The sequence below is a fragment of the Chryseobacterium sp. JV558 genome (assembly GCF_033712365.1).
Taxonomy (GTDB): domain Bacteria; phylum Bacteroidota; class Bacteroidia; order Flavobacteriales; family Weeksellaceae; genus Chryseobacterium.
The window spans coordinates 1,025,387-1,048,182 of sequence record NZ_WJHU01000001.1 but is presented as its reverse complement, the minus strand read 5'-3'; the positions used below and the strand labels follow the sequence as shown (position 1 = coordinate 1,048,182).

The following is a 22,796-nucleotide window of genomic DNA, read 5'->3' as shown; positions in this document are numbered from 1 at the left end:
CATTATTCCTTATTAATCTTGCATTTCAAAATCTTTCTATCTTTATTAAAAATTTCCTTCCATGAAACAGGTCTCAGGAATTTTAACCGAAGCTGTTATTGATCATTCTTTTTCCGTAAAGCGGCTGGAAGATGAAATTCCTTATTCCAGAAACTTTGTACGACTCAATTATCATCATATTTTAATGATTGAGAACGGCAGAGGGGTACTGAGCGTAGATGAACATACTTTTGATATTGCAGGCCAGAAAATCTTTTTACTCTCTAAAGGCCAGATCTGTAAGTCTGAAAATCATTCTGATGTCTGTGGCTATCATATTTCTTTTGGAGACTGTTTTTGGGAAAGAGTGCCTTCCAGTGCCAGTAATTGTAAAGCGGTTCTGTTTAATAATGCTGCTGCGAATCAACAGCTGTTACCGGATCAGACTGAAACAGACGAATTTTTAAGTTTGTTTAAAATTTTACTGACAGAATACAATGCAGAGCCTTATCCCAATCAGATGGATGTATTGGCAGCCTATTTAAAGATCATTATGATCAAATTAGCTAACATAAAAATCGTAAAGGAAGAAACTTTTGACAGTCAGGATTATATCATTTACCGCAAATTTATGGAGCTGTTGAGTGGTCAGTACCGAAGTCTCCATGCCGTGAATGATTATTCGGAAATGTTGAATATGACACCCAGAAGATTGAGCGAACTTTGTAAACGATGCAGCAATAAAAGCGCAAAAGAGATCATTAACGGACAGATTGTTGCGGAAGCGAAAAGACTTCTTCAGTTTAGCTCTTATACCGTAAAAGAGATTGCTTATCAGCTTAATTTCGGAACCTCGGAGCAGTTCAGTCACTTTTTCAAAAAAAATACGGAAATATCTCCGGCAAATTATCGGAGTAATTTCATTCATATCGTAGTATAACACAGACGGAAATTTTGACATGTTATTGGCATTTATTGATATTCTCAGGCACCTGTAATCAGGATACCTTTGGATAAAATTACATAAAGCTATGTCAGTAAATCGTATGAAAGAAGTTGCCGGAATCATCATTCCGGACAGTAAAATTGCAACAGAAGCCACAGAACTTCTATTGGAACACGGAACAGAATTTATCTACAATCATTCCCTGCGTGTTTTTTTATTCTCATCATTGAATGCCAAGCGGGAAAACAAGGCTCATGATACAGAGCTGCTATATGTGGCATCGGTATTTCATGATCTGGGACTTGTTTCTCATTACAGCAGTTCTGACCTGAGATTTGAGGTAGACGGAGCCAATGCGGCAAGAGACTTTTTGAAAGGACATGGGATTGCTCAGGATAAACTTCAGCTGGTTTGGGATACCATTGCGCTTCACACTACTATTGGAATTGCAGAACATAAAGAGAATGAAGTGGCCTTAATGTATTCAGGAGTAGGATTGGATGTGATGGGAGAAGGATATGAAAACTTGAGTACAGAACATCGTGAGGAAATTATCAGGGCTTTTCCGAGAAATGATTTTAAAAAGAAGATTATTCCTACTTTCTTTGGTGGTTTTGAACATAAAACAGAAACCACTTTTGGAAATATTAAAGCTGATGTCTGCGCCTTCATGATCCCGAATTTTCAAAGGAAAAACTTCTGTGATTGTATCTTACATTCGCCGTGGTCTGAATAAGCAAAAGAAATTTACGCTTACAATTAAACAGCCCTGGACATTCTCAGATGATCAGGGCTGTTATATATTTATATCCAGTTTTCAATAAGATGAAACCACAACGCTTTTTCTTCATTTAACAGAAAAACAGCTGACGATTGTCTTTTGTTTGTAGTTTCTCCTGTGATCTGAGTCTCGATATAAGTAGCAAGACCATGATGATCAGAATAATGTACTTGTATATTTTCAACCTGAATATTTCTTTCCGGAAACTTTCCAAATACCGTGGGAAGCCAATCTCCAAGCATGGATAGTGTAACAGTATCTCCGTTTCCATTTATCATTCTGAAGTCCGGAGAGAATCCGGATAATAATTCGGTGTAAAGACTTTCCCGTTTGTCTATTTTGCCCTGAAACCATTTTTCAATATTCCTGTGAAACTCTTCTATTTCCCAAATAATTTTTTCTGTATTGCTCATATTTAAATGTATAATTTTTTTGTTATTTAAATGTCTTTTAATCAATGAATTTCCTCAATTTACTTCCTGCTATTATTCCAATAAGTTGAAAAATACCAATCATTCCTACAGCTATCACAAATGCTTCTTTGAATCCCAGAATCAGGATCAGATTAAAAAATAAAGTCCCAATAACAGCTCCGCCGGTCACACTTCCGATCTGAATACCTATGCTTACCAGACCGGAAGCCTGACCTGCTTTATCTTTAGAAACCAGAGAAATAGCTGTGCGCATCATAACGGGCATAATAGTACCGTGCCCAAATCCGGCAATAAAAAGGGTAGTATGAGTGATAAAAGATGGTTTTTGCTGAAAATAGAAAGCCGCTGCACTGAGTACAAATCCGGTCAACAATAATCCCAATCCTATATAAATCATTTTGGAAGTGGCCAGTTTTGTCCGTGAAGTGATCAATGGTGCCAGAAAAAAGGCAAGCCCATAAGGAATTATGGCCAATCCTGTCTGCATTGAGTTTTGATGAAGAAACTGCTGAAGATAATAAGGATAACAAATGAATAAACCAGCGGTGAAATTGTAAAAGAAAATAATAAGAAGGCTTAATGCAAAAGGTTTATGCAGCAACAATGCCGGATCTATAAGTATCGGACGGTTTTTTTGAAGCTGTTTTTTCTCATATTTTAGAAACACGATTAATAGTAAGATTCCGGAAAAAAGAATTCCGAAAATCCACCAGGCCCATTCAAATTTTTGTCCGAAAATAAGAGGACAGATGAGCATAAGTAAAGCCAGAATTAATAATAAAACTCCCATAAAGTCAATGCCTGTCTGTTCTTTCTTATCGCCGTCACTCATGGTAAAATGGATTCCCAGAATACAAATCACAGTAATAGGTACATTCACAAGAAAAACCATTTCCCAGGAAAAATTCCCCCAATGCATACTTAGAAGAACTCCGCCAAGCAATTGTCCAGCCACTGAAGCAAGCCCAAATACCGAACTGAAAAGACTTACAGCTTTAGGCTGCTCCTGACTGCTGAAAAGATCTTTTATAGAAGCCAACACCTGAGGGGCAAGCAATGATGCACCAACACCTTGAAACAGTCTGAAAATAATAAGCCATGTAATATCAGGAGAGAAGGCACAGGCCAGAGATGAGAACAGGAAAGTATATAATCCTGATATAAATACTTTTTTACGGCCGTAAATATCACCTAACCTTCCTCCACAAACAACAAGTGCTGCATACGTAAGTCCATAAATGGCTATGACCATCTGAAGCTGATGATCGCTGGCAATGAATGCTTTTTTGATAGCAGGCAAAGCCATATTGACAATAAAATAATCCAGCGGTGAGAGAAAAGCACCTGCAATCAGAAAATTGAGTGCCTGCCATCGTTTCGGATATGTGTTCATAATTTTTTATGCAAAAATACCCGCTTTGTGTTCTGTTAAAATTGTACTTTTGGAGGAAAATACAGTGTATTATGAAAGGATTGCCACTTGAAGAGATTGAGGTAAGAGAAATGCAACTGAAAGAAGAAGAGATGATGTTTAAAACAAAAGCTTTTCTTTCATTCGTTTATATTGTCAAAGGAAAAGGTACGCTTACCTATGATGATCGCAGTATTAATTTTTCTCAGGGTAAGCTTTTCATTATTCCTCAACAGGAAGAGTACCGCTTTGAGAGTGAAACAGCTCAGCTTATCAGTATTCAGTGTCCGGTTGATTTTATTGATAAAATAAGGCTGGAGGCAGACCGTATTGAAAGCTGTGAGAATTTGTATAAACTCCAGTACATCAGCCATAATTATCATGCGAGGGCTGGCTGTGTCTTCAGGAATAAAAATGATGAGCAATTTGCGGAAACCCTAATTCTACAGATCGCAAATGAGTTCAAAAACAAAGCTGAGGATTATCTTATCATCCGCAATTGCATGTCGATCCTTCTCAATCTGATTGCCAGAAATATCATTCAGAGTGAAACTTCAGACCTTCAGGAAAATCAAAAAGCTTTTTCAATCATGAAGATTATCTCTTATATTCAACAGCATATAAAAGATCGTGAGAAAACTGGAATTCAGGTTATTGCTGAACATTTCGGGATTTCAGGGAATTATTTCGGAGAATATTTTAAACAGCAGACAGGCGTTTCCTATCAGGATTATCTGCTGGATTATAGACTGAAGCTGGTTGAAACCTATTTAAAATACAGCAGTGTACGCTTAAGTGAAATCGCTTACGAGCTCCAGTTTAGTGATGAAAGCCATCTTTCCAAACTGTTTAAAAAATATAGGGGAGTGACGCCTGGTGAATACAGAAAAAACTTTAAATAGAGATTTATCTGTTCTTAATTAATAAAAATTATAAAACCTGAAGTTCTTTAAAAACCTCAATAATGGTTTCAATAAGCCCTTTATCTATAGTTTTTTCCGAAGCCGCATCTGGTAAAAGAGCTCTTAAGTCACCATGATCATCACGCTCAATAACCACTTCAGTTCCATCCACATCTACATAAAGCTTATATCCATAAGAGAATGTAGCCAGTTTTCCGTTGAAAAACAGCTCTTTCCCTTTATAGAGAACGGGTACTTCAAATTCTTCCATTATTATACTTTTCTACTCATTTAAAATCCGACCAAAGGTCGGAAAATTATTATAATTATTGTGAAAATATTCAAACATGTAACCTTATGACTGTTATATTTGTCTAGCTTATGAATAACAGAACTTTAATACAGACCTATGAAAAATGTAAAAGTATATTTATTATTGACAGGCTTTTTCATAAGCCAGAATATGACGGCCCAGATAAAAGAATTGAAAGGAGCCAGTCTATCTCCAAAAGAAATTGATCGATTTATTGCTGTTCAGATGGATTCTCTTCAGATCCGGGCATTATCAATGGCTCTTATAAAGGATAATAAAATAGTCTATTTTAAAGCTGCAGGTACTAAAAACACTCAGCTTCAACCTGTTGATGAACATACTGTTTTTGAGGCAGCATCCATGACAAAACCGATGTTTGCCTATATTGTTCTTCAGCTTGCTAAAGAAAAAACCCTTAATCTGGATACTCCGCTGTATACCTATCTGCCTAATAATGATATTGCTTATGATAAACGCTATACCTTAATAACGGCAAGAATGGTTTTGGATCATACCACAGGATTTCCCAACTGGAGGGGAGATAATAAGCTGACCATTAACTTCACTCCCGGGACAAAATTTGATTATTCAGGAGAAGGATACGAGTATCTTGCCCGTGTGATAGAACATCTCACAGGGAGGAAAATGGAGGACCTCTTTCAGCAGTATATTTTTAAACCCATGTCTGTTAAAAACTCTTCTCTCACTTATAATGATTATGTAGCGAAACATATAACGGATGGCATTACAGACACCGGAGAAAGAGCCAGAAATCAGCCTTATCGGGAAGCCCGGGTATCCTCAAGTTTATATACGGAGCCCAGAGAATATGCAAAATTTGTCATTCGGCTCATGAAAGAAAGTGCAGACTCAAAAAGTATTTTTCAGGAGATGGCTGTTCCTCAGATAGAAATTCATGAACCGAATATGGATCCGAATTTGAAAATTGCGATGGGACTGGGCGTATTCGTAGAAAAAACACCATACGGAACCAAATATTATCATGGAGGAAGCAATGGCAACTGCTATAATTCTCTGTTTCAGATTTATAAAGATCAGAAAATAGGACTTGTTTATTTTATGGCAGGCTGCAAGCAGTGGGAATTTGCGGTAAGACTTAATAAGTTTCTGAACACCGGGAAATAGGACCTATTGAATTCTGTTTATCTTTAAAGAATGTTAGATTAAATTAGATAAACAAAGTACCTTTGAATATGAAAAATAAAGTCACCCTATTCTGGTTCAGACGTGATTTGAGACTGGAAGATAATATGGGTCTGCACCACGCTCTGCAATCTGACACTCCGGTATTACCTGTTTTTATATTTGACAGCGATATTCTTGGGAAACTGGAAGATAAGGAAGACAGAAGGGTAGATTATATTCACCAGGCCCTGACGGATATCAATATTTCATTGAAAAAATACCATTCAAAAGTCAATACTTATTATGGAAAACCCATAGAGATATTCAGGAAATTATCAGAAGAATATGATATTCAGGGTGTTTTCTGCAACCGGGATTATGAGCCTCAGGCGATTGAAAGAGACAAGGAGGTTTATTATTTTTTTACGGAAAAGAGTATTCCTTTTAAAGCTTTTAAAGATCAGGTGATTTTTGACAAAGATCAGATTGTAAAAAAAGATGGGCTGCCTTATACCGTTTACACTCCTTTTGCCAAGAAGTGGCGTGAAGCATTAACTCCAGAACATTATAAATCGGTAGAATTAAACTTTAAAAATTTCTTCCCGCAAGAGTATTCTGCTATCCTTACCTTACAAGAGATCGGTTTCAGAAAAACAGATTTTGATTTTACAAAACCGACTCTGGATGCTTCCATTATAGATGATTACGATAAATACCGCGATTATCCGGCCTTACAGCATACCACACAACTCGGAACTGCCTTACGGTTTGGAACTATCAGCATCAGACAATGTGTGGCTTTTGCATTGAAGCATAATGCAACATGGCTTTCAGAATTGATCTGGCGTGAGTTTTTTATGCAGATTCTGTATCATTTTCCTCAGGTAGTTCATCAATCCTTTAAAAAGCAGTATGATAATATCAATTGGCGGAATAATGAAGAAGAATTTAAACACTGGTGTGAAGGAACTACAGGATATCCTATTGTAGATGCGGGAATGAGACAGCTTAATCAGACGGGCTATATGCATAACCGTGTAAGAATGATTGTGGCGAGCTTCTTATGTAAGCATTTACTGATCGACTGGCGTTGGGGAGAAACTTATTTTGCCTTAAAACTGAATGATTATGACCTTTCTGCCAACAATGGGAACTGGCAATGGGCAGCAGGAAGCGGCTGTGATGCGGCTCCTTATTTCAGGGTTTTCAATCCAACGGCTCAGGTTGAGAAATTTGATAAAGATATGCTTTATATAAAAAGATGGCTTCCGGAATGGAATACACCAGCATATCCCGCTCCGATAATAGAACACCCCTTTGCCCGTGAAAGAGCTTTAGCAGAATATAAAAAAGGATTGGCATAAATAATAGGGATAAAAAAATGCCCAATGACCATAAAAGTCATCGGGCATCAACCAAATTAAATATGAAAAGTTACTTATTGAAGTAAACGAAACATCAGATTGTTTTCAGATACAACTCCTGTACTTCTTGTGCAGTAAAGGCTTTGGAAGGTAAATTCTGCACCAGTTCTCCCTGCTTCATAATACCGATATTAGTGGCTACACTTACCGCATTGAAAATATCATGGGTAGCCATTAGAACCGTTCTGCCTTCCCTACCGAGTTGGCGTACAATCTCTGTAAATTCTGCTGTAGCTATCGGATCCAATCCACTGGTGGGTTCATCTAAAAGCAGGACTTTTGCATCTTTTGCCAACGCAATAGCAATTCCTACTTTCTGACGCATACCTTTAGAATAGCCACCTAATGCTTTCTGGTGAGCGGTTTCCTGTAATCCTGTGCGTTTTAATAAGGCCGATAACTCATCTTTTTGATAATCAAATCCTGCGATCTTAGAGAAAAAATCCAGGTTTTCTATTCCAGTAAGATGAGGGTATAAAAGGACCGTTTCAGGAATATAAGCCAGATGCTTTTTTATTTTTTGAGGCTCGTCTTTTACAGAAATGTCATTAATGAAAGCATCTCCGGAAGTGGCTTTAATAAGCCCCAGAAGAATATTGATGGTTGTACTTTTACCCGCTCCGTTTTGTCCTAAAAGAGCGAAAATTTCCCCTTTCTTTACCTCAAGATTAAGAGAATGAAGCGCTGTAAAATCGTTGTATTTTTTATGTAAGTTGATTGTTTTTAACATAGTTTTCTGTATTTGTTTTGTGAAAGAATGATGAATAAAGCAATAAAGATGAGGTAGGGCAGCAATAGCTTAAACCACTTCAAATGTTCAGACAAGCTGAATACCTCTATGGTTTGCTGTACCCAGTTGATAGATTCTGCATTTTTTCCTGAGAAAATAAGGGGGTAGAAGAACAACCGTTTTTTCTCATGGAATTTTTTGAGTGAAGAAGCATACTGCAGCTGATTACTCATATCAGTTTTTGCCAGATGACTCTCTGTGAGCTGCGTATGGAGATTCGGAAGAAGATAGCCTAAATAAGTTGCTGCCTGATTTCGTTTCTGCATTTTTTCGGTGTACAGTTCTGCAGATTTCGCAGACTCGAGATCTCCCATATGCTGCATAGCGTAGTACCAGGTCCAGGTAAAAGTATCATTTTCTTCCACCGTAAAATTACTGTATTGAGGATATACTTTGTAAAACTTTTCCATAGTCGGGCGTTTGGCTTCATCCCATTTGTTATGATAGCCTTCTCTCTGCTCCATAACCGCTTTAAGGGATTCATGTACAGGATAGATCTTCTGGATCAGGATATTACCACTCATCGGAATGATAAAATTGATGCTGACCCATACAATGAGAAGAATCAATGCATTCTGAGCTGATGATTTCCGGAAAGAAATAACCCATCTGCACAACGCAAACCAAAACAGAATATAAAGCCATCCACTGATGATAAACGCAATATAATAAAGGTCTAAAGGTATGTTTATCCAAACTGAAGCAACAATCATTAATGCCAGATACACTGCTGTTACAGCACCCAGTCGTATAAGCATTTTATGATCCAAAAGCTTTTGTAAATTGCCACTTTGAACGGAAAGCAGCTTCCAGGTTCCTCTTTCTTCTTCCTCAGAAATCAGATTATAACAAAAAGCGACAATCACCAGTGGGAAAAGGAAAACAATCACAAAACTGAAATCAAAGTTTCCTACCGCAGCATTGGCTGGATTATAAAAATCAGAATTATAACGCTGTTCTTCAAGATTCCGGATGGTTACTCCCTGTATCGAAGGATTTAAGTCTCGCATTCCGATATTCAGGGCAGCCAGTCTGGGAGTTTCATTCACCAGATTAAACTTAATATAATAAAGGACCAATCCCAGATCATCTTTATGAAACTTCGTGTTCCTTTCTATGCTTTCTTTCTGGAATGTTCCGCTTTTAGAAATAATATCTTCATTCCGGTCCAGAAATTTCTTCCCGGTATAAATAGCCATCATCCCGGCCATGAATAAGAATAACAACGCAATGATATACGCTTTGTTACGGTAAAATTGTATGTATAAATAACGATTCATCTAGATTAATTTTAATTTTCTTCCACTTATTTCAATGGCAGCGATACCTATTGCTAGCCAAAGGAGTAAAGCAACAGCAGGTATTGGCTGCTCTTTCAAGCTGTCCAAAACATTAGTATACTGATAATTAAAGTCCGGGAATTTCTTCCAGTTATCCTTATCAATCACAGCAGGCGGTCCTCCTTTTTCCGGTTTTATATTGCTGATATGCTTTATCTGCAGATCATTTAAATGCTGAGCCATATGATAGCGATATTCTTCGGCCTGCTTTTGAAACTGGGTATAAGAGAAGAAATCAGTACCTGTTGCAATCATGGAAAAGTTTTTAACAGCAATGGCAGGATTGATTAATCCCGAAATATCTGTGAGATTTTGTTGTTTGTGGTAAATGGTTTGCAATTCTTTCTGATGTCTGATATAGATCCGGGAGCTTATCTTTTCCCCTTCCTTCATGACAAACCCGCCGTAGTTGAAGGGAAGTTCATTGGTCGTTTTTACTTTATAATGCGCAAGTAAAGAGTCTTTAATTTTCTTAAAATGAGGATCGTCGGGGTTGTGGCTGTCTCCCGATTTTAAAATATCCTTTTCCAGATTGGTCTCAAAAGCAATACGGGAAGGAGCCGGATATAAATTCTGTGCTGCAAACTGAACTCCTTTTGGCAAAACAATAATGAACAGAAGCCAGAATCCGATAAGACCAATCAGTGCTGAAGAGGTACTTTTACTGTTCGCAGAAACGATAACCGTTAAGGCGCTGATGAAAAAATAATAGATCATATAAGCGGGCATCAGTAATGATAAACGTATCAGGATATCAGCTGAATCTGTAGTTTGTGACATCAATGCAGCCACGAAAACAACAGGAATTACCGGGATCAGGAAACATAAAGAAAACAGCCAGAGCCCAAGAACTTTTCCCCAAATGATATCTCTTCCCGAAGCCCCTTGTACACTGATGATTTTCAATGTGGCGTTCTCACGTTCCTGTACTATTAATCCAAACCCTAAAAAAAGAATAATCAGAGGAACAATACTCTGCAGAATAAAAGCACTGCTGAAAGCTCCGAATCTTACCAAAGTCCCTGAACTTCCTGCTTCCGAAAGATTGGCTGTATTCTGTTTATGCGCTTCCAGGAATATCACATTTCCAAGATAGTCATCTAATCCGTTGTCAAAAATATTCAGCGGATGCCCGATTCTGAAAACCAGATAGCCGTAATGAGCCATACGGTGCGGATGCTTATCAGGTCTGTGTTCCCAGTGTTCCCGAACTTCCTCCCGGTATTCCTTTATTTTTGAAAAAGAATCGGTGTATTTTGTAAACCCAATACCGATACTCAGCATACAGAAGAGGAGTACAGTGATGGTGATGAACAGGTTTTGTTTCCCTTTGAACAGGTCCTGCCAGGTCTTTCTCACAATCAGTTGCAAGTTTGAAATAGTCATAATTTAAAATTTATAAGTAGCAGTTAGTAAATAGTTTCGTGGTGTGCCCGGAAATAGTCTTAAGTAATTCTGAGCGCCGATCCAGTAGACCTTATTGGTAATATTATTCAGATTAAAAGCCAGCTGAACAGATTTTGCTGGAGTATAATACAATGCAGCATCTATGGTAGTATATGCCGGAAGCTCAAAACTTCTTGTAAACCATGGTACTTTTGAACTCTGAGAAAGCATTCCCGCTCCAATTCCAAAGTCTTTTATAAGCTCTATCGTTGAAAAGTTGTAACGCGTCCAGATATTGAAAGAATTTTTAGAAGTATTTTCTTTCCTTTTCCCCACAAGATCAGGATTCGTATCATCCAGTATTTTAGCATCAATATAGCTGTAACCTCCGTAAATATGCCATTGAGGAAGAATATGTCCCGAAATCTCAGCTTCAAATCCACGACTCCGGTCGGCCCCTCTTTGTACAAGTTCATCAGGTTCCGAAGGATTGTTGGCATTGATTAAAATATTTCTCTGATTGATCTCATATACGGCAAGATTCAATGAAATTTTTCCGAAAAGCTGTGCTTTCATTCCCAGTTCTTTAAGTTCGGATGTCAAAGGTTTAAATCTGGCAGCAGATCCTGTAAGGCTGGAGGTATTGGGCATTAACGTCACTGTATTGGATTGTGGCTGGAATCCCGTAAGGTAAGTTCCGTAAAGATTAATATTATCCGTAAGACTATAGGTGATCCCGAATCTGTACAGAAGTTTATTATTCCGGAATGAAGACTCATTGGATTCTTTGAAATTGGTAATATCCTGAAACCATTCCTGACGTATTCCTGATAGAATTTTGAACTTTTTCCAGGTGAAAAAATGCTGGATATAAGCAGCGTGTGTAGTGGTAAGAGCAGAAGGCAGAGGTGTTATGACATTCAAAGTATTAAAATCATTACCCTGATAGTTTTCTGCAACCGGATTCAGATCAAATGGAGTGACATTGGGCTTAGGAATGAGTATTCCGTTGTAATTGAAAGTCTGATAATCAGCAGCATTGGCTGGTTTGTAAGAAGGAGCTACAGAACCATTCTTTAAAAGAAAACCTCTTGCGGCATTTTGCTGTCCGCCTTTACGCTTTTCCCAGATCTGGCTGTCATAGCCTATTAAAGCCTGATGCTGAACAGCTCCGGTTTTGAATTTAAAATTAAAATAAGCATTGATATTGTCTGTTGCCCAGTTTTGTTTCCTTTGTACAAACTGCATCATTGCAAGACTAGAAACCGGTTTGTTATCCATATCAGGAGCAAAAGAATTGGTGGTCCGGTGTTCCTGCAGGTTTTCTCTCCAGTATTGTTTCATATAGGAGGCATTAAAACTGATGGATTGGTTAAAATGATGGGCAACACTTCCCATTAAAATCAATTCCCTGGTTTTAAAAAAATCATCAGGAGCTCCCAGATTCAAAGATCTTGGCGTACTGTACAAATCTGTTTTTCCTGCAACAGCACCGAAAATGGGTTGTCCTCTGTCCAGGTTTCCATAAAGATCATTGAAAATCATTTCTACATTCACCGATGTTTTTTCATTGGGAACAAAGGTGATGGAAGGAGAGATCAGGATCCCACTGTTTTTGACGTGATCCCTGAACGAATGAGCATTTTGGTAAGCGCCGTTAAAGCGATACAGCAAGGTTTTACTTTTATTTAAAGGACCTGTAAGATCTGTCGTAACACGGTAAGTATCGAAACTTCCTCCTGATGAACTGATCTCGTGACGGGAAGTTGACAATGGTTTTTTAGTAACCATATTAATTGTTCCTCCGGGATCTACACTGGACATGGTAATGCTTGCCGGACCTTTGAAAATTTCCACACGTTCGATATTGGAAGTCATAGGCTGTAGAAAATAATACTGCCTTGTCCGCATTCCATTGATAATCTGTCCTTCTTCATTTTGACTGATTCCACGGATGTTGTATTGGTTGTAATAGCTGGAAGGAGAGACTCCGTTCACATTTTTCATAACATCTCCAAGCTGAAAGGCCTGGCGGTCGGTGATCAGCTCCTTGGTAACCGTATTAAGAGTTAAAGGAAGATCTTTATTTTTCATAGCAACCTTGGTAGCAGCAAAAGAGTAGTCGGATGTATAATCTTTAGACTTTCTTCCGATGATCTCAACTGTTTGTACCACTGTAGATAAGGAATCTTCAGAACGGGACTGAGCATACAGAAATGAGGAGGCGGTGAGGAAACTTAAACTTAAAAGTTTCACAGAATTTGGGGAAATACAATGAATTATTCCCGAATAATTAAAATTACTGGTAATCATGAATAGGAATGTACGGGCAGTGAAAACGCCCATTAATAAAAGGATATCTTTACTTGTGTGAAAACACAGGTATCCACGGAATCACAGTACAGACTAAGAAATCTGTATACAAAAAATAGGGGCAGTATTATAGATTAAGCTGCCGCGAAAAATGAGGATGGGGGAGCTCGGGAGCTGAAGAAGTCGAGAAGACAACGGTACGAAATGGCTTTCGGTTGAGGCATTTCGCTGTCATTTGTACTATTGATGGCAAAATCCATGTCCAAAGGTTCAGGAAGGAGAACATTACTCATATGCATATGAAGCACACACTGACATTCGTCGTCCTGTGAAAAGGTAGGAATTTTCTCTTCTTTGGAACCTTTTTTATAGATCACTTTACTCTTTGCGTGCTTAGCATGATCAAGACATGTGCTTACACCGCTGACATTAGAAACAAATATCAGAAGTAAAGAGAAAACAAAAAAGACTCTGAGAAATTTTTGCATAATAGAAAAACAAAAGTACAATTTAATTTGATAAAAATGGGATGATGAAGAAAAAGTAACAGATATTTTTCAAGCTATGATTTCGAACCTAATGATTTTATCTTCCGTAGGGCCCATGAAATATTTTCCATAGCAGTATGATCCAGATCATATTTTGTGATATAAACACTTATTATATTTGGCCCATTGAAATTTTATATTTCTGACAAATTACAGTATAACCTTCCGATGATTCGGGAGGTTTTTTTTATATTAAGTTTATAAGTTACAGCCTCAATACATTCAGAGATTGAGTACATTCAACAAACGCTTGTTAACAAGCCGAAGATAAGCAACAAACGTAAAATACAGAGTCTTTAGCACAGAATAAGAAAGTCAGCACTTAAAAGGAAAACAATAATAACACTCGATAAAAATAGGTGTTTTTCCTCACTGTTTTGGGATTTACAATTTTAATTTTGCTGAGCAATACATAAAGCTAAATACATGAAAACATCACAAAAAGGAATCAGTCTGATTGTATCATTTGAAGGCTTCAGCGCTAAGCCTTATCTGGATGCTGCAGGAATTCCAACAATTGGGTATGGTAACACTTATTATCCTGGAGGAATGAAAGTAACCATAAAAGATCCGGCAATTACAAAAGAACAAGGAGTAGAGCTATTCGCTGCAGTCCTGCCAACTTATGAAAAGATCGTGAACTCAAAAGTGAAAATAGAACTTAATCAGAATCAGTTTGATGCGCTGGTTTCTCATGCTTATAATACCGGAGGATCTGAGACTTTGTTTTCTTTGATTAATAAAAAAGCAGAAGAGCAGGCAATCAGAAATTGGTTTACCACGAAATACATTACTGCTGGAGGAAAAACATTAAATGGACTTATCCGAAGAAGAAAGGCAGAAGCAGATCTGTTCTTTACAAAGTAAACCTGTAGAATTCTACACTTTTAAATAAAGGGTATTAATAAATTACTATATTTACGTTATGACATTATCACAGGACCAAATTAATGTGTTGCGATCTTTTGGTTTTAAATCTAGAGGAAAAAAATCATTTTCTTTTACTAGTTTTTATCTTCAAACGATTAGTATTAATGTTTTGGAAGATTCTTTACAGTTAGTAATTGACGGAAATAGGATCTATGGAATTGATTTGTTGTTTGATGATATACTAAAAATAGTAACCATATTATATCCAGATGAAAGCAGGAAAAGAATACGAGCTTTTAATAGCGAATATGTATCGCAGTCTAGAACCTAATGCTGAAGTTACACATGATGATCAAATTTATGATGATAGGGCGAAAATAACAAGACAAATTGATGTTTCCATTAAATATAAGTTTGCAGGCACAGATCATCTTATAATTGTGCAAGCGAAAGATTATAAAATAAAAGCCAACATTTCAGTTGTTGATCAATTCCAAACAGTTATTGCTGATACTAAGGCAAATAAAGGTATCTTAATATGTTCAAATGGATTTACTGAATCAGCTCTTGTTAAAGCAAAAAGTTATGGTATTGATTGCTTAACGGTTCATTCGGCTTTAAATAAAAAGTGGGAGACGCTTTTGAAAATACCAGTGAAAAAAGTTGTTCATGAATTTTCATTCTACAGCAAAGTACTTTATGCAATACCTGATGAATTTGATGAAAAGTCCACAATAATAGCAGATGTTTATTCATATGATGGCATTAATATAGTTTATGGTAGAGACATTATAATGGATAATATCATAAATAAAATGGGATGGGATTATATCAAAAAAATCAAAAAAATCAATATTAATTTAAAAAAACTAGGAATGTTTCAGTATATAGCTGAGAAGATGGTGCCTATTACTGAAGGATTTATAGAGATTAATTATGAAGGAAGCAAAGTTTTAAACTTTTATGTCGATCCTGCTAATTACATTTATTCAAATGATCATATTTCAGGCGATAAGGTACTGCATAATTTGACTATTACACAAAAAACATTGGATGATCTAATGGAAGATAGGCATGTGAATGATAAAAGCATAACAGACTCACCAATAATTTCCGCTTCATTATATAATTTTAAAGATGGAGGAGGTTCTACTTTGGAAATATCATTTAATGTGAAAGGTGGTATAGAAGGGGATTTTCTAATTAAAGGAAATAGGATATTAAGTAATGATAAATGGGAAAATTATATCATCGAATTAGAAAATAATCTAAATATAAAGAATCAACAGAAATAAAAAACAACCCCCACCTAACAGTGGGGGTTGTTTTTTATATTGCTACAACATATCCAGAAAAAGGTTCATGGTATTGTATCATAATCATATTGTTGGGTACAATGTAACTTAGTATTTTCGGTATAATTAAACCTATTATTAATTTTGTCTCTGGGTCTCCATATTTAAAAACTTGCATTAATGGTTTGTCTAGAGCTTCGTCAATTGTTAACATAGCTATAAAAACATCTGGAGATTGCTGGGTCCATTGGTCAGTTGTAAATTCAATTGTCATGATTATTCATTTTTTTGTTAAGTAACCAATATACAAACAATTCAAAATCAATCCTTACGGTTTCCCGTAGAGTTATAACTACAGTCTCTCTGTATATTTACAGCGTTTGTATAAACTAAAAGTACAAGTCAAAGTTTTTTTAATGTCCTCGGTTTCCCGGGGATTTTTGTGTTAAAAGAAAATGTACCACAAAAAGAACGATTTCATTAAACAGTGAAGCTTATGGCATATGCATTGTTCGTGATAAAAAGAGTTTTTAAGAGAGACTTTATTTAACACCACATCATTATAACTTATAATTCATTTTGCACTTTTACCTCCCAATTCAAGGGAGGTTTTTTGTTGAGAAAGTCTTAAATATATAAATCTGAATAGGTAGCCCAACGGATGATTTCTCGAATTTTTTTAAAGAAGATTTATTGCGAATAGAAAGTATATATGAATATTTTGATTCGGGAGATAATCCGGTTTGATTCCAAAATTTATATAAGTATTATTCTTATAAAATATGATTATATGTAAAATTTCCCTTTAATCTTATCAGCCAGATTGATACAGACCATACCAGTATTATTGACAAAGATCTTTTTCCTCAATAAATAGGCAAGTTCAGCAATCGCCCCTTATTGAATGTACTTAATTTAGGCTGTATATAATGAGTTTATGACATTTCGAATATTTTTAATAAATGGCGTGAGTTATAATATGATGTAAATCATAATTAATTTAATGTTCTGATTATTAATATTTTATACTTTATAATTCAGAGGATTTATTTTGAATAATTTTAAATAAGACAAAATAGTCTTATTTAAAATTTTGTTGCTGTATCTTTGCTGAAGAATAATATAGTCTATCTCTGATTATTGATGAGTGACTATTAAAACATAAAAGATGTTCAGCATTTTTACAAATATCAACAGGAAAGCATTCATTAATGCCATTATTGCAACCTTAGTGGTCATCGCTATGACAGTAATAGGCTCCGTTAATCTTCAAAACTTTGATGCAGCGTTAATTATTTATTTCTTCGGAACAATCAGTATGACTTTTGGAGTGGTCTATCACCATTCGGTATGGAAACAGCGTCCGGCAACACAGAAATATTGGAAACGTACATGGGAATTTATTTTCAGTAAAGATTATCCCGTATACATCAAAGAAGTGATCCGTTTATCGGTTCGTAATATTTTATTTCAACGGTTTATTCTTCCAAGAGGTAAGGCGAGATGGTTTGGGCATTTTCTTTTAGCCACAGGCTGTCTTATCTCTTTTGCAGTAACATTTGGATTAACATTCGGGTGGATGCATTTTACCTTAAAGGAAGGAACTACTGATATGTACGAAACCCATATGATGGGTTTTACAGTAATGACTTTCCCACTCAATACAATAATGGCTCTCATATTATTTCATATCCTGGTCTGGACCGCCATTATGGTCATTATCGGATGTCTGATTATGATGCACAGAAGATTTGTGGATGAAGGACAAATAGCCACCCAATGGTTTGAAAGAGACTGGCTGCCATTGATCTTACTTGTAGCTGTTTCTGTTACAGGGTTGGGAATTTGGTTTGACTATTCCTTTCTGGAAGGGAAGATGAGCCAGTTTATGGCAATTACCCATGCCATTACCGTAGCGCTGTTTCTGATGTGGATTCCTTTTGGGAAGTTCTTTCACATTTTCCAAAGACCTGCACAAGTAGGAGCCAATATTTATAAAATTGAGGGAAAACGCAGAGGAATGCAGGTTTGTCCACACACCGGAGACGAGTACACTACAAAAATGCACATCGAAGACTTAAAAGAAATTACAAAAGAAATGGGATTTGATCTTGAGCGTGAAGACGGTAAAAGCTATTTAGACTATAGCCCGGAAGGAAAAAGAGCAATGCTTGCAAAAGCACACCTTAAAGCAAGACAGGAATCAGGAACTTATTTTGGTTAAAATAAAATACAATGGCAAAATTACCCGTAACAGCCGACGAAATCATCAGTGTATTCGGACCACATCAACACTATCCGAATAAAGGAACAGTAAGATCTAATCCTCAAAATCCTGATGCCTTAATAAAAACACATTGCTGCTTTTGTGGTCTGCAGTGTGGAATTCAGCTAAAAGTAAAAGACAAAAAGGTGGTAGGCTTTGAGCCTTGGAACGACTTTCCCTTTAATGAAGGAAGACTATGTCCCAAAGGAGTTCAGCGATATATGCAGGACAACCATCCGGACCGTTTACTTTCACCTTATAAAAGAATAGAAGGAAAAGGGTTTGTACCTATAGAATGGGATGAGGCATACGATGCAGTCATTAAAGAAATCAGAAGAATACAGGATCAATATGGGAAAAACGCTTTTGCAATGCTTTCCGGTGTTTCACTGACCAACGAAAAAAGTTATATGGTGGGAAAATTCGCCCGTGTTGCCTTAAAAACTGCTAATCTTGATTACAACGGTCGTCTTTGTATGGTAAGTGCAGGTGCAGGAAACAAAAAAGCATTCGGGATGGACCGCTCTTCTAACAGCTGGGCAGATTTAGCACATGCAGAAGTCATTATCATTACTGGAGCCAATGTAAGTGAATGTTTTCCGGTTCTTACACACAAGATTTGGGAAGCCCGCGATAATGGTGCGAAATTAATTGTGATTGACCCACGTCAGATACCCATTGCAAGAACTGCAGATATTCATTTGCCCCTTAGACCGGGAACCGATTCTGCATTAACGAATACGATGCTTAAAGTTCTGATTGATAATAACTGGCTGGATAATGATTTTATTAACAATTATACTTCAGGATTTGAAGAAACAGCCGAGGCAGTAAAAGAATGTACATTAGAATGGGGTGAAGCCGTTACAGGCATTCCAAAAGAATTGATTTTTAAAGCTGCAGAAATGTGGGGGAAAGCAAAAACCAGCTTCCTGATGCATGCCCGAGGGATAGAACATCATTCCAAAGGAGTTCAGAATGTTTCAAGCTGTATCAATTTGGTGCTGGCAACAGGCAGAATCGGTAAACCTTATTGCGGTTACGGAACAATTACCGGACAGGGAAATGGCCAGGGTGGAAGAGAACATGGTCACAAATGCGATCAGCTTCCCGGAAACAGAGATATTGAAAACCCGGAACACAGAAAATTTGTTGCCGATGTATGGGGAATCAAAGAAGAAGATATGCCGCGAAAAGGATTGAGTGCTTACGAGATTATCGAAGCCATCAACCGCGGTGAGATCAAAGGGCTTTTATCAATTTGTTTTAACCCGCTGGTTTCATTACCCAATAATAACAATGTTCGTGCAGCATTAGAAAAACTGGAATTTTATGCCGGAATTGATTTCTTTTTATCCGAAACCCTGCGTCATGCCAACATCATTCTTGCAGGTTCATTGCAGGAAGAAGAAGAAGGAACAACTACCTCTGCTGAAGGCCGTGTAATAAGAATCCGGGCTGTAGTAGACCCACCGGGGAAAGCCAAGAGAGATAGTGAAATTCTGATGGAACTGGCAAGAAGATTAGGCGAAGGCGATAAATTCAATTATAAAAATAGTGAGGAAACTTTTAATGAATTAAGAGTCGCTTCAAAAGGCAGTGCAGCAGACTATTACGGCATTACCTATGAAAGAGTAGAAAAGAATTTAGGTATTTTCTGGCCTTGTCCCACTGAAGATCATCCGGGAACACCAAGGCTTTGGGAAGACAGAAAATTTAATACCAATGATAAAAAAGCACATTTCAATCCTACTCCTTACAGAAAGCCAACCGAAGAGCCGGATGAAGAATATCCGATTGTTCTAACTACAGGAAGAGTGGTAAGCCAATATTTAAGTGGTTCACAAACGAGAAGAATTGGAAAATTGGTAGACCTGTATCCGGAACCTTTATTGGAAATTCACCCAAATCTTGCCGCTGAATATGGTATTGAAGAAAATGATCTGATCAAAGTTTCTACCCGAAGAGGAAGTGCTTTGTTCCCAGCAAATGTGGTGGAAACAATCAGACAGGACACGGTATTTATTCCTTACCATTGGGGTGGAGTAAACTCAGCCAATCAATTAACCATTGATGCTTTGGATCCTGTTTCAAAAATTCCCGAGTTTAAGGTCTGTGCCTGCAAAATAGAAAAAACAGGAAGAAAAAAAGGAGAGCATTCAAAAGAATTTGCCAATCAAAGCAGAGATATTCAATATTAAGTAAAAAAAATTATGGCAGAGCAATTTGAAAGATTTAATGATATGGAGTTTTTCGTTGACATGCAGCGATGTATAGGCTGTCACTCGTGTGAGATGGCCTGTGCAGAGTGTGAAACCAATGGAGAAACCTCAATGATTCATATTCATTATGTGGACAGAGCAGAAACAATTCAGACTACCGTTCAGGTATGTATGCACTGTGAAGATCCTATATGTGCCAATGTTTGTCCGGCAGATGCCATCACAAAAGATGAATACGGAATTGTTCACACGGCAGACACTTCCAAATGTATCGGCTGTGCCAACTGTGTTATCGGCTGTCCGTTCGGAGTTCCGCAAATTCCGGATCAGAGCGCAATGCTGATGATGAAATGCAACATGTGCTATGACAGAACCAGTACGGGGCTGAAGCCGATGTGCGCCACAGTTTGCCCGAGTGGAGCATTAACCTTTGATACCAGAGAAAACGTAGCTAAAAAAAGACCGAACAGTACACCGGTAAACCGCTTTATTTTCGGAAAAGAAATCGTGAATACAAAAGTAAATATAATGATGCCGAAAGGCAGTGAAGAATTAAAAGTCTTTTAAAACTAATTACAATGTCAGAAGATAATAAAAAAATACCCGCCTGGAAAGCCGATTTTCCGATTAAAAAACGTGAAGCAGCCTATGTTTCCCGAAAAGAATTCATCAAATTGATTACCTTTTTCTCAGGGACTTTAGCTTTGGCCAATGTTGCAGTTCCTGCATTCAATTTTTTTAAAGAAGAAAAGGAAATAGGGCAATATTTTGTTGGATTAACTACAGATCTCAATGTAGGGGGAATGCGGACTTTCTACATCAATGAAGACCATAGAACGCCTTATATGCTGATTCGTTTGGCAGAAGATAAATGGAAAGTCTTCGAGCAGAAATGCACCCACCTTTCCTGTTCTGTTTTATACAATCATAATGAAAAAGTCATAGAATGTCCTTGCCACCACGGCTTTTTCAATCCGGAGGATGGTTCTGTTATACAAGGACCACCACCCAGACCACTTCCGCAACTTACAGTTGTCATCAAAGAAGATAAAATATTCGTAACAGATTTCGTAAAACAAACCGCAGAATCTCACGGATAGATTCACCCCCAAAAATAAATAAAGATGTCAGTACGAAAGAAACCCATAAAAAAAGTAACCTTCAGAGTCAATGAAATGCTTGTAGCCATTATCAGTGTTTATATTTTACTGGTAAGTCTGCAGATGTGGCTTCTGTTTGGAACCATCAATAAAGCTTTAGACAAAGAGCATCTGGACTTTTCAACTTATTCAGCCATTGCTTCAGTCATCATATTTCTATGTACAGTTTTCTTTTTAAGATACGTACCCGATATCCCGACAGGTCAAAATAAAAAACAGGAAGATGAGAATGACCACGCCTACTGATCTGCTTGATGCTTTTGGCAGAAAACATGATTATCTCAGACTTTCGGTTACCGACAGCTGTAATTTCAGATGTCTGTACTGTATGCCGGATGAGCCTTTTAAAAGTACACCATCCATCGAGTTGATGACAAGTCAGGAGATCTTTGAAATTGCAAAAATTTTTGTTGATGAGTTTAATATCAGTAAAATCCGGATTACGGGCGGAGAACCGTTGGTAAGAAATGATTTTGAAACAATTATCCGCCAGATTTCAACATTAGGGACAAGCATCGGAATAACGACCAATGGTGTTTTGCTTCACAAATATTTTGAATTATTTCAGGAATGTGGGGTTAAAAACCTCAATATCAGTATTGATTCTTTAGATCGGGATAAGTTCAAATATATTACCAAAAGAGATTTATTTCAAAAAGTCTGGGAGAATATCAAAGAAAGTATCAAAAGAGGATTTAATGTTAAGCTGAATGTGGTTATCATGAGGGGGTTCAATGAAGATGAAATTCCTGAATTCATTGCCTTATCACATCATTACCCGATTGAGCTGAGGTTTATAGAATTTATGCCCTTCAGCGGAAATTCCTGGGAAAAGGAAAAAGTTATTCCCATTGCGGAGATGCTCAGCCTGATTTCTCAGCATTTCACGTATGAAAAAATAGAAGATCATAAAAATGATACATCCAGAAAATATAGAGTCAACGAAGAAAGTAAAGGTGTTTTTGGTTTGATTTCTACCATGAGCAACTCTTTTTGTGCAGGATGTAACCGGATCAGAATAACATCTGATGGAAAAATGAAAAACTGCCTTTTCGGTGCCGATGAGTTTGATTTGCTTAAAGCTTTCAGAAATAAAGAAGAAATAACAGAACTCATACAACTCGGTATAATCAAAAAACACAAAGAAAAAGGCGGACAATTTTCTGAAATGGAAAGTGTCAGAAACCAATCAATGATTAACCGGAGTATGATCAAAATAGGAGGATAAAATTTTTTATCAACCGATAGGATAAAAAAGACATAACGAACT

At 37.0% G+C, this 22,796-nt stretch carries 22 protein-coding genes; 13 read left to right on the top strand and 9 right to left on the bottom strand.

Annotated elements, in window-relative coordinates; translation table 11 throughout:
• Positions 1-61 precede the first annotated feature (61 nt).
• Both GFU89_RS04885 and GFU89_RS04880 read left to right on the top strand, forming a co-directional pair.
• On the top strand, positions 62-919 hold the full coding sequence (locus GFU89_RS04885; RefSeq protein WP_318846084.1) for a helix-turn-helix domain-containing protein: 858 nt from the start codon (positions 62-64) through the stop codon (positions 917-919).
• Positions 920-1,010: 91 nt separating this feature from the next.
• Positions 1,011-1,661: an HD domain-containing protein gene (locus GFU89_RS04880; protein ID WP_318846083.1), complete on the top strand. Its 651-nt coding sequence runs from the start codon at positions 1,011-1,013 to the stop codon at positions 1,659-1,661.
• Positions 1,662-1,729: 68 nt separating this feature from the next.
• Here GFU89_RS04880 and GFU89_RS04875 read toward each other — a convergent pair whose 3' ends face one another.
• Together GFU89_RS04875 and GFU89_RS04870 are read right to left on the bottom strand one after the other, a co-directional pair.
• Positions 1,730-2,119, bottom strand: coding sequence for a hypothetical protein (locus GFU89_RS04875; RefSeq protein WP_318846082.1), 390 nt, complete (start codon positions 2,117-2,119; stop codon positions 1,730-1,732).
• Positions 2,120-2,156: 37 nt separating this feature from the next.
• Positions 2,157-3,533 (bottom strand): MFS transporter, encoded by a 1,377-nt coding sequence (locus GFU89_RS04870; RefSeq protein WP_318846081.1) that lies wholly within the window; start codon positions 3,531-3,533, stop codon positions 2,157-2,159.
• 71 nt (positions 3,534-3,604) lie between these two features.
• Here GFU89_RS04870 and GFU89_RS04865 point away from each other — a divergent pair, with 71 nt between their 5' ends.
• Positions 3,605-4,453, top strand: a complete 849-nt coding sequence (locus tag GFU89_RS04865; RefSeq protein WP_318846080.1) for an AraC family transcriptional regulator — start codon at positions 3,605-3,607, stop codon at positions 4,451-4,453.
• A 28-nt stretch (positions 4,454-4,481) separates the two neighbouring features.
• Here the strand turns inward: GFU89_RS04865 and GFU89_RS04860 are convergent, their stop codons facing one another.
• Positions 4,482-4,724: a hypothetical protein gene (locus tag GFU89_RS04860; protein WP_318846079.1), complete on the bottom strand. Its 243-nt coding sequence runs from the start codon at positions 4,722-4,724 to the stop codon at positions 4,482-4,484.
• Between the two features lie 138 nt (positions 4,725-4,862).
• On the opposite strand from GFU89_RS04860, the gene GFU89_RS04855 reads away from it, so the two are divergent.
• Both GFU89_RS04855 and GFU89_RS04850 read left to right on the top strand, forming a co-directional pair.
• The gene (locus GFU89_RS04855) at positions 4,863-5,912 is read left to right on the top strand and encodes a serine hydrolase domain-containing protein (RefSeq protein ID WP_318846078.1); all 1,050 of its coding nucleotides are present in this window, start codon (positions 4,863-4,865) and stop codon (positions 5,910-5,912) included.
• A 68-nt stretch (positions 5,913-5,980) separates the two neighbouring features.
• Positions 5,981-7,276 carry a deoxyribodipyrimidine photo-lyase gene (locus GFU89_RS04850; RefSeq protein ID WP_318846077.1) on the top strand — a complete coding sequence of 432 codons (1,296 nt, stop codon included), beginning with the start codon at positions 5,981-5,983 and terminating at the stop codon, positions 7,274-7,276.
• Positions 7,277-7,370: 94 nt separating this feature from the next.
• Here GFU89_RS04850 and GFU89_RS04845 read toward each other — a convergent pair whose 3' ends face one another.
• From GFU89_RS04845 to GFU89_RS04825, 5 genes are all read right to left on the bottom strand, one after another.
• Entirely contained in the window at positions 7,371-8,066 is a 696-nt protein-coding gene (locus GFU89_RS04845; protein ID WP_318846076.1) for an ABC transporter ATP-binding protein, read from the bottom strand.
• Positions 8,060-9,406 carry a DUF3526 domain-containing protein gene (locus GFU89_RS04840; protein ID WP_318846075.1) on the bottom strand — a complete coding sequence of 449 codons (1,347 nt, stop codon included), beginning with the start codon at positions 9,404-9,406 and terminating at the stop codon, positions 8,060-8,062. Before GFU89_RS04840 ends, GFU89_RS04845 begins: the two co-directional genes overlap by 7 nt.
• Positions 9,407-10,852: an ABC transporter permease gene (locus tag GFU89_RS04835; RefSeq protein ID WP_318846074.1), complete on the bottom strand. Its 1,446-nt coding sequence runs from the start codon at positions 10,850-10,852 to the stop codon at positions 9,407-9,409.
• A gap of 3 nt (positions 10,853-10,855) precedes the next feature.
• Entirely contained in the window at positions 10,856-13,108 is a 2,253-nt protein-coding gene (locus GFU89_RS04830) for a TonB-dependent siderophore receptor (protein ID WP_318846073.1), read from the bottom strand.
• Positions 13,109-13,299: 191 nt separating this feature from the next.
• A complete protein-coding gene (locus GFU89_RS04825) occupies positions 13,300-13,653 on the bottom strand; it encodes a hypothetical protein (RefSeq protein ID WP_318846072.1) in 354 nt (117 codons plus the stop codon).
• 486 nt (positions 13,654-14,139) lie between these two features.
• On the opposite strand from GFU89_RS04825, the gene GFU89_RS04820 reads away from it, so the two are divergent.
• Positions 14,140-14,580: a lysozyme gene (locus GFU89_RS04820; protein WP_318846071.1), complete on the top strand. Its 441-nt coding sequence runs from the start codon at positions 14,140-14,142 to the stop codon at positions 14,578-14,580.
• 272 nt (positions 14,581-14,852) lie between these two features.
• The gene (locus GFU89_RS04815; RefSeq protein WP_318846070.1) at positions 14,853-15,878 is read left to right on the top strand and encodes a restriction endonuclease; all 1,026 of its coding nucleotides are present in this window, start codon (positions 14,853-14,855) and stop codon (positions 15,876-15,878) included.
• A 34-nt stretch (positions 15,879-15,912) separates the two neighbouring features.
• On the opposite strand, the gene GFU89_RS04810 is transcribed toward GFU89_RS04815, so the two are convergent.
• On the bottom strand, positions 15,913-16,152 hold the full coding sequence (locus GFU89_RS04810) for a hypothetical protein (RefSeq protein WP_318846069.1): 240 nt from the start codon (positions 16,150-16,152) through the stop codon (positions 15,913-15,915).
• 894 nt (positions 16,153-17,046) lie between these two features.
• On the opposite strand from GFU89_RS04810, the gene GFU89_RS04805 reads away from it, so the two are divergent.
• From GFU89_RS04805 to moaA, 6 genes are read left to right on the top strand one after another with little or no spacing between them, the layout of a single operon-like run.
• Complete coding sequence (locus GFU89_RS04805) at positions 17,047-18,102, top strand: MFS transporter (RefSeq protein WP_318846068.1); 1,056 nt, start codon at positions 17,047-17,049, stop codon at positions 18,100-18,102.
• A gap of 11 nt (positions 18,103-18,113) precedes the next feature.
• Positions 18,114-20,345, top strand: a complete 2,232-nt coding sequence (locus tag GFU89_RS04800) for a molybdopterin oxidoreductase family protein (protein WP_318846067.1) — start codon at positions 18,114-18,116, stop codon at positions 20,343-20,345.
• A gap of 12 nt (positions 20,346-20,357) precedes the next feature.
• Positions 20,358-20,933, top strand: a complete 576-nt coding sequence (locus tag GFU89_RS04795) for a 4Fe-4S dicluster domain-containing protein (RefSeq protein WP_149832750.1) — start codon at positions 20,358-20,360, stop codon at positions 20,931-20,933.
• Between the two features lie 11 nt (positions 20,934-20,944).
• Complete coding sequence (locus GFU89_RS04790; RefSeq protein WP_318846066.1) at positions 20,945-21,466, top strand: Rieske (2Fe-2S) protein; 522 nt, start codon at positions 20,945-20,947, stop codon at positions 21,464-21,466.
• A gap of 24 nt (positions 21,467-21,490) precedes the next feature.
• Positions 21,491-21,772: a DUF6755 family protein gene (locus GFU89_RS04785; RefSeq protein ID WP_318846065.1), complete on the top strand. Its 282-nt coding sequence runs from the start codon at positions 21,491-21,493 to the stop codon at positions 21,770-21,772.
• On the top strand, positions 21,750-22,754 hold the full coding sequence (gene moaA, locus GFU89_RS04780; RefSeq protein ID WP_318846064.1) for a GTP 3',8-cyclase MoaA: 1,005 nt from the start codon (positions 21,750-21,752) through the stop codon (positions 22,752-22,754). Before GFU89_RS04785 ends, moaA begins: the two co-directional genes overlap by 23 nt.
• Positions 22,755-22,796 lie beyond the last annotated feature (42 nt).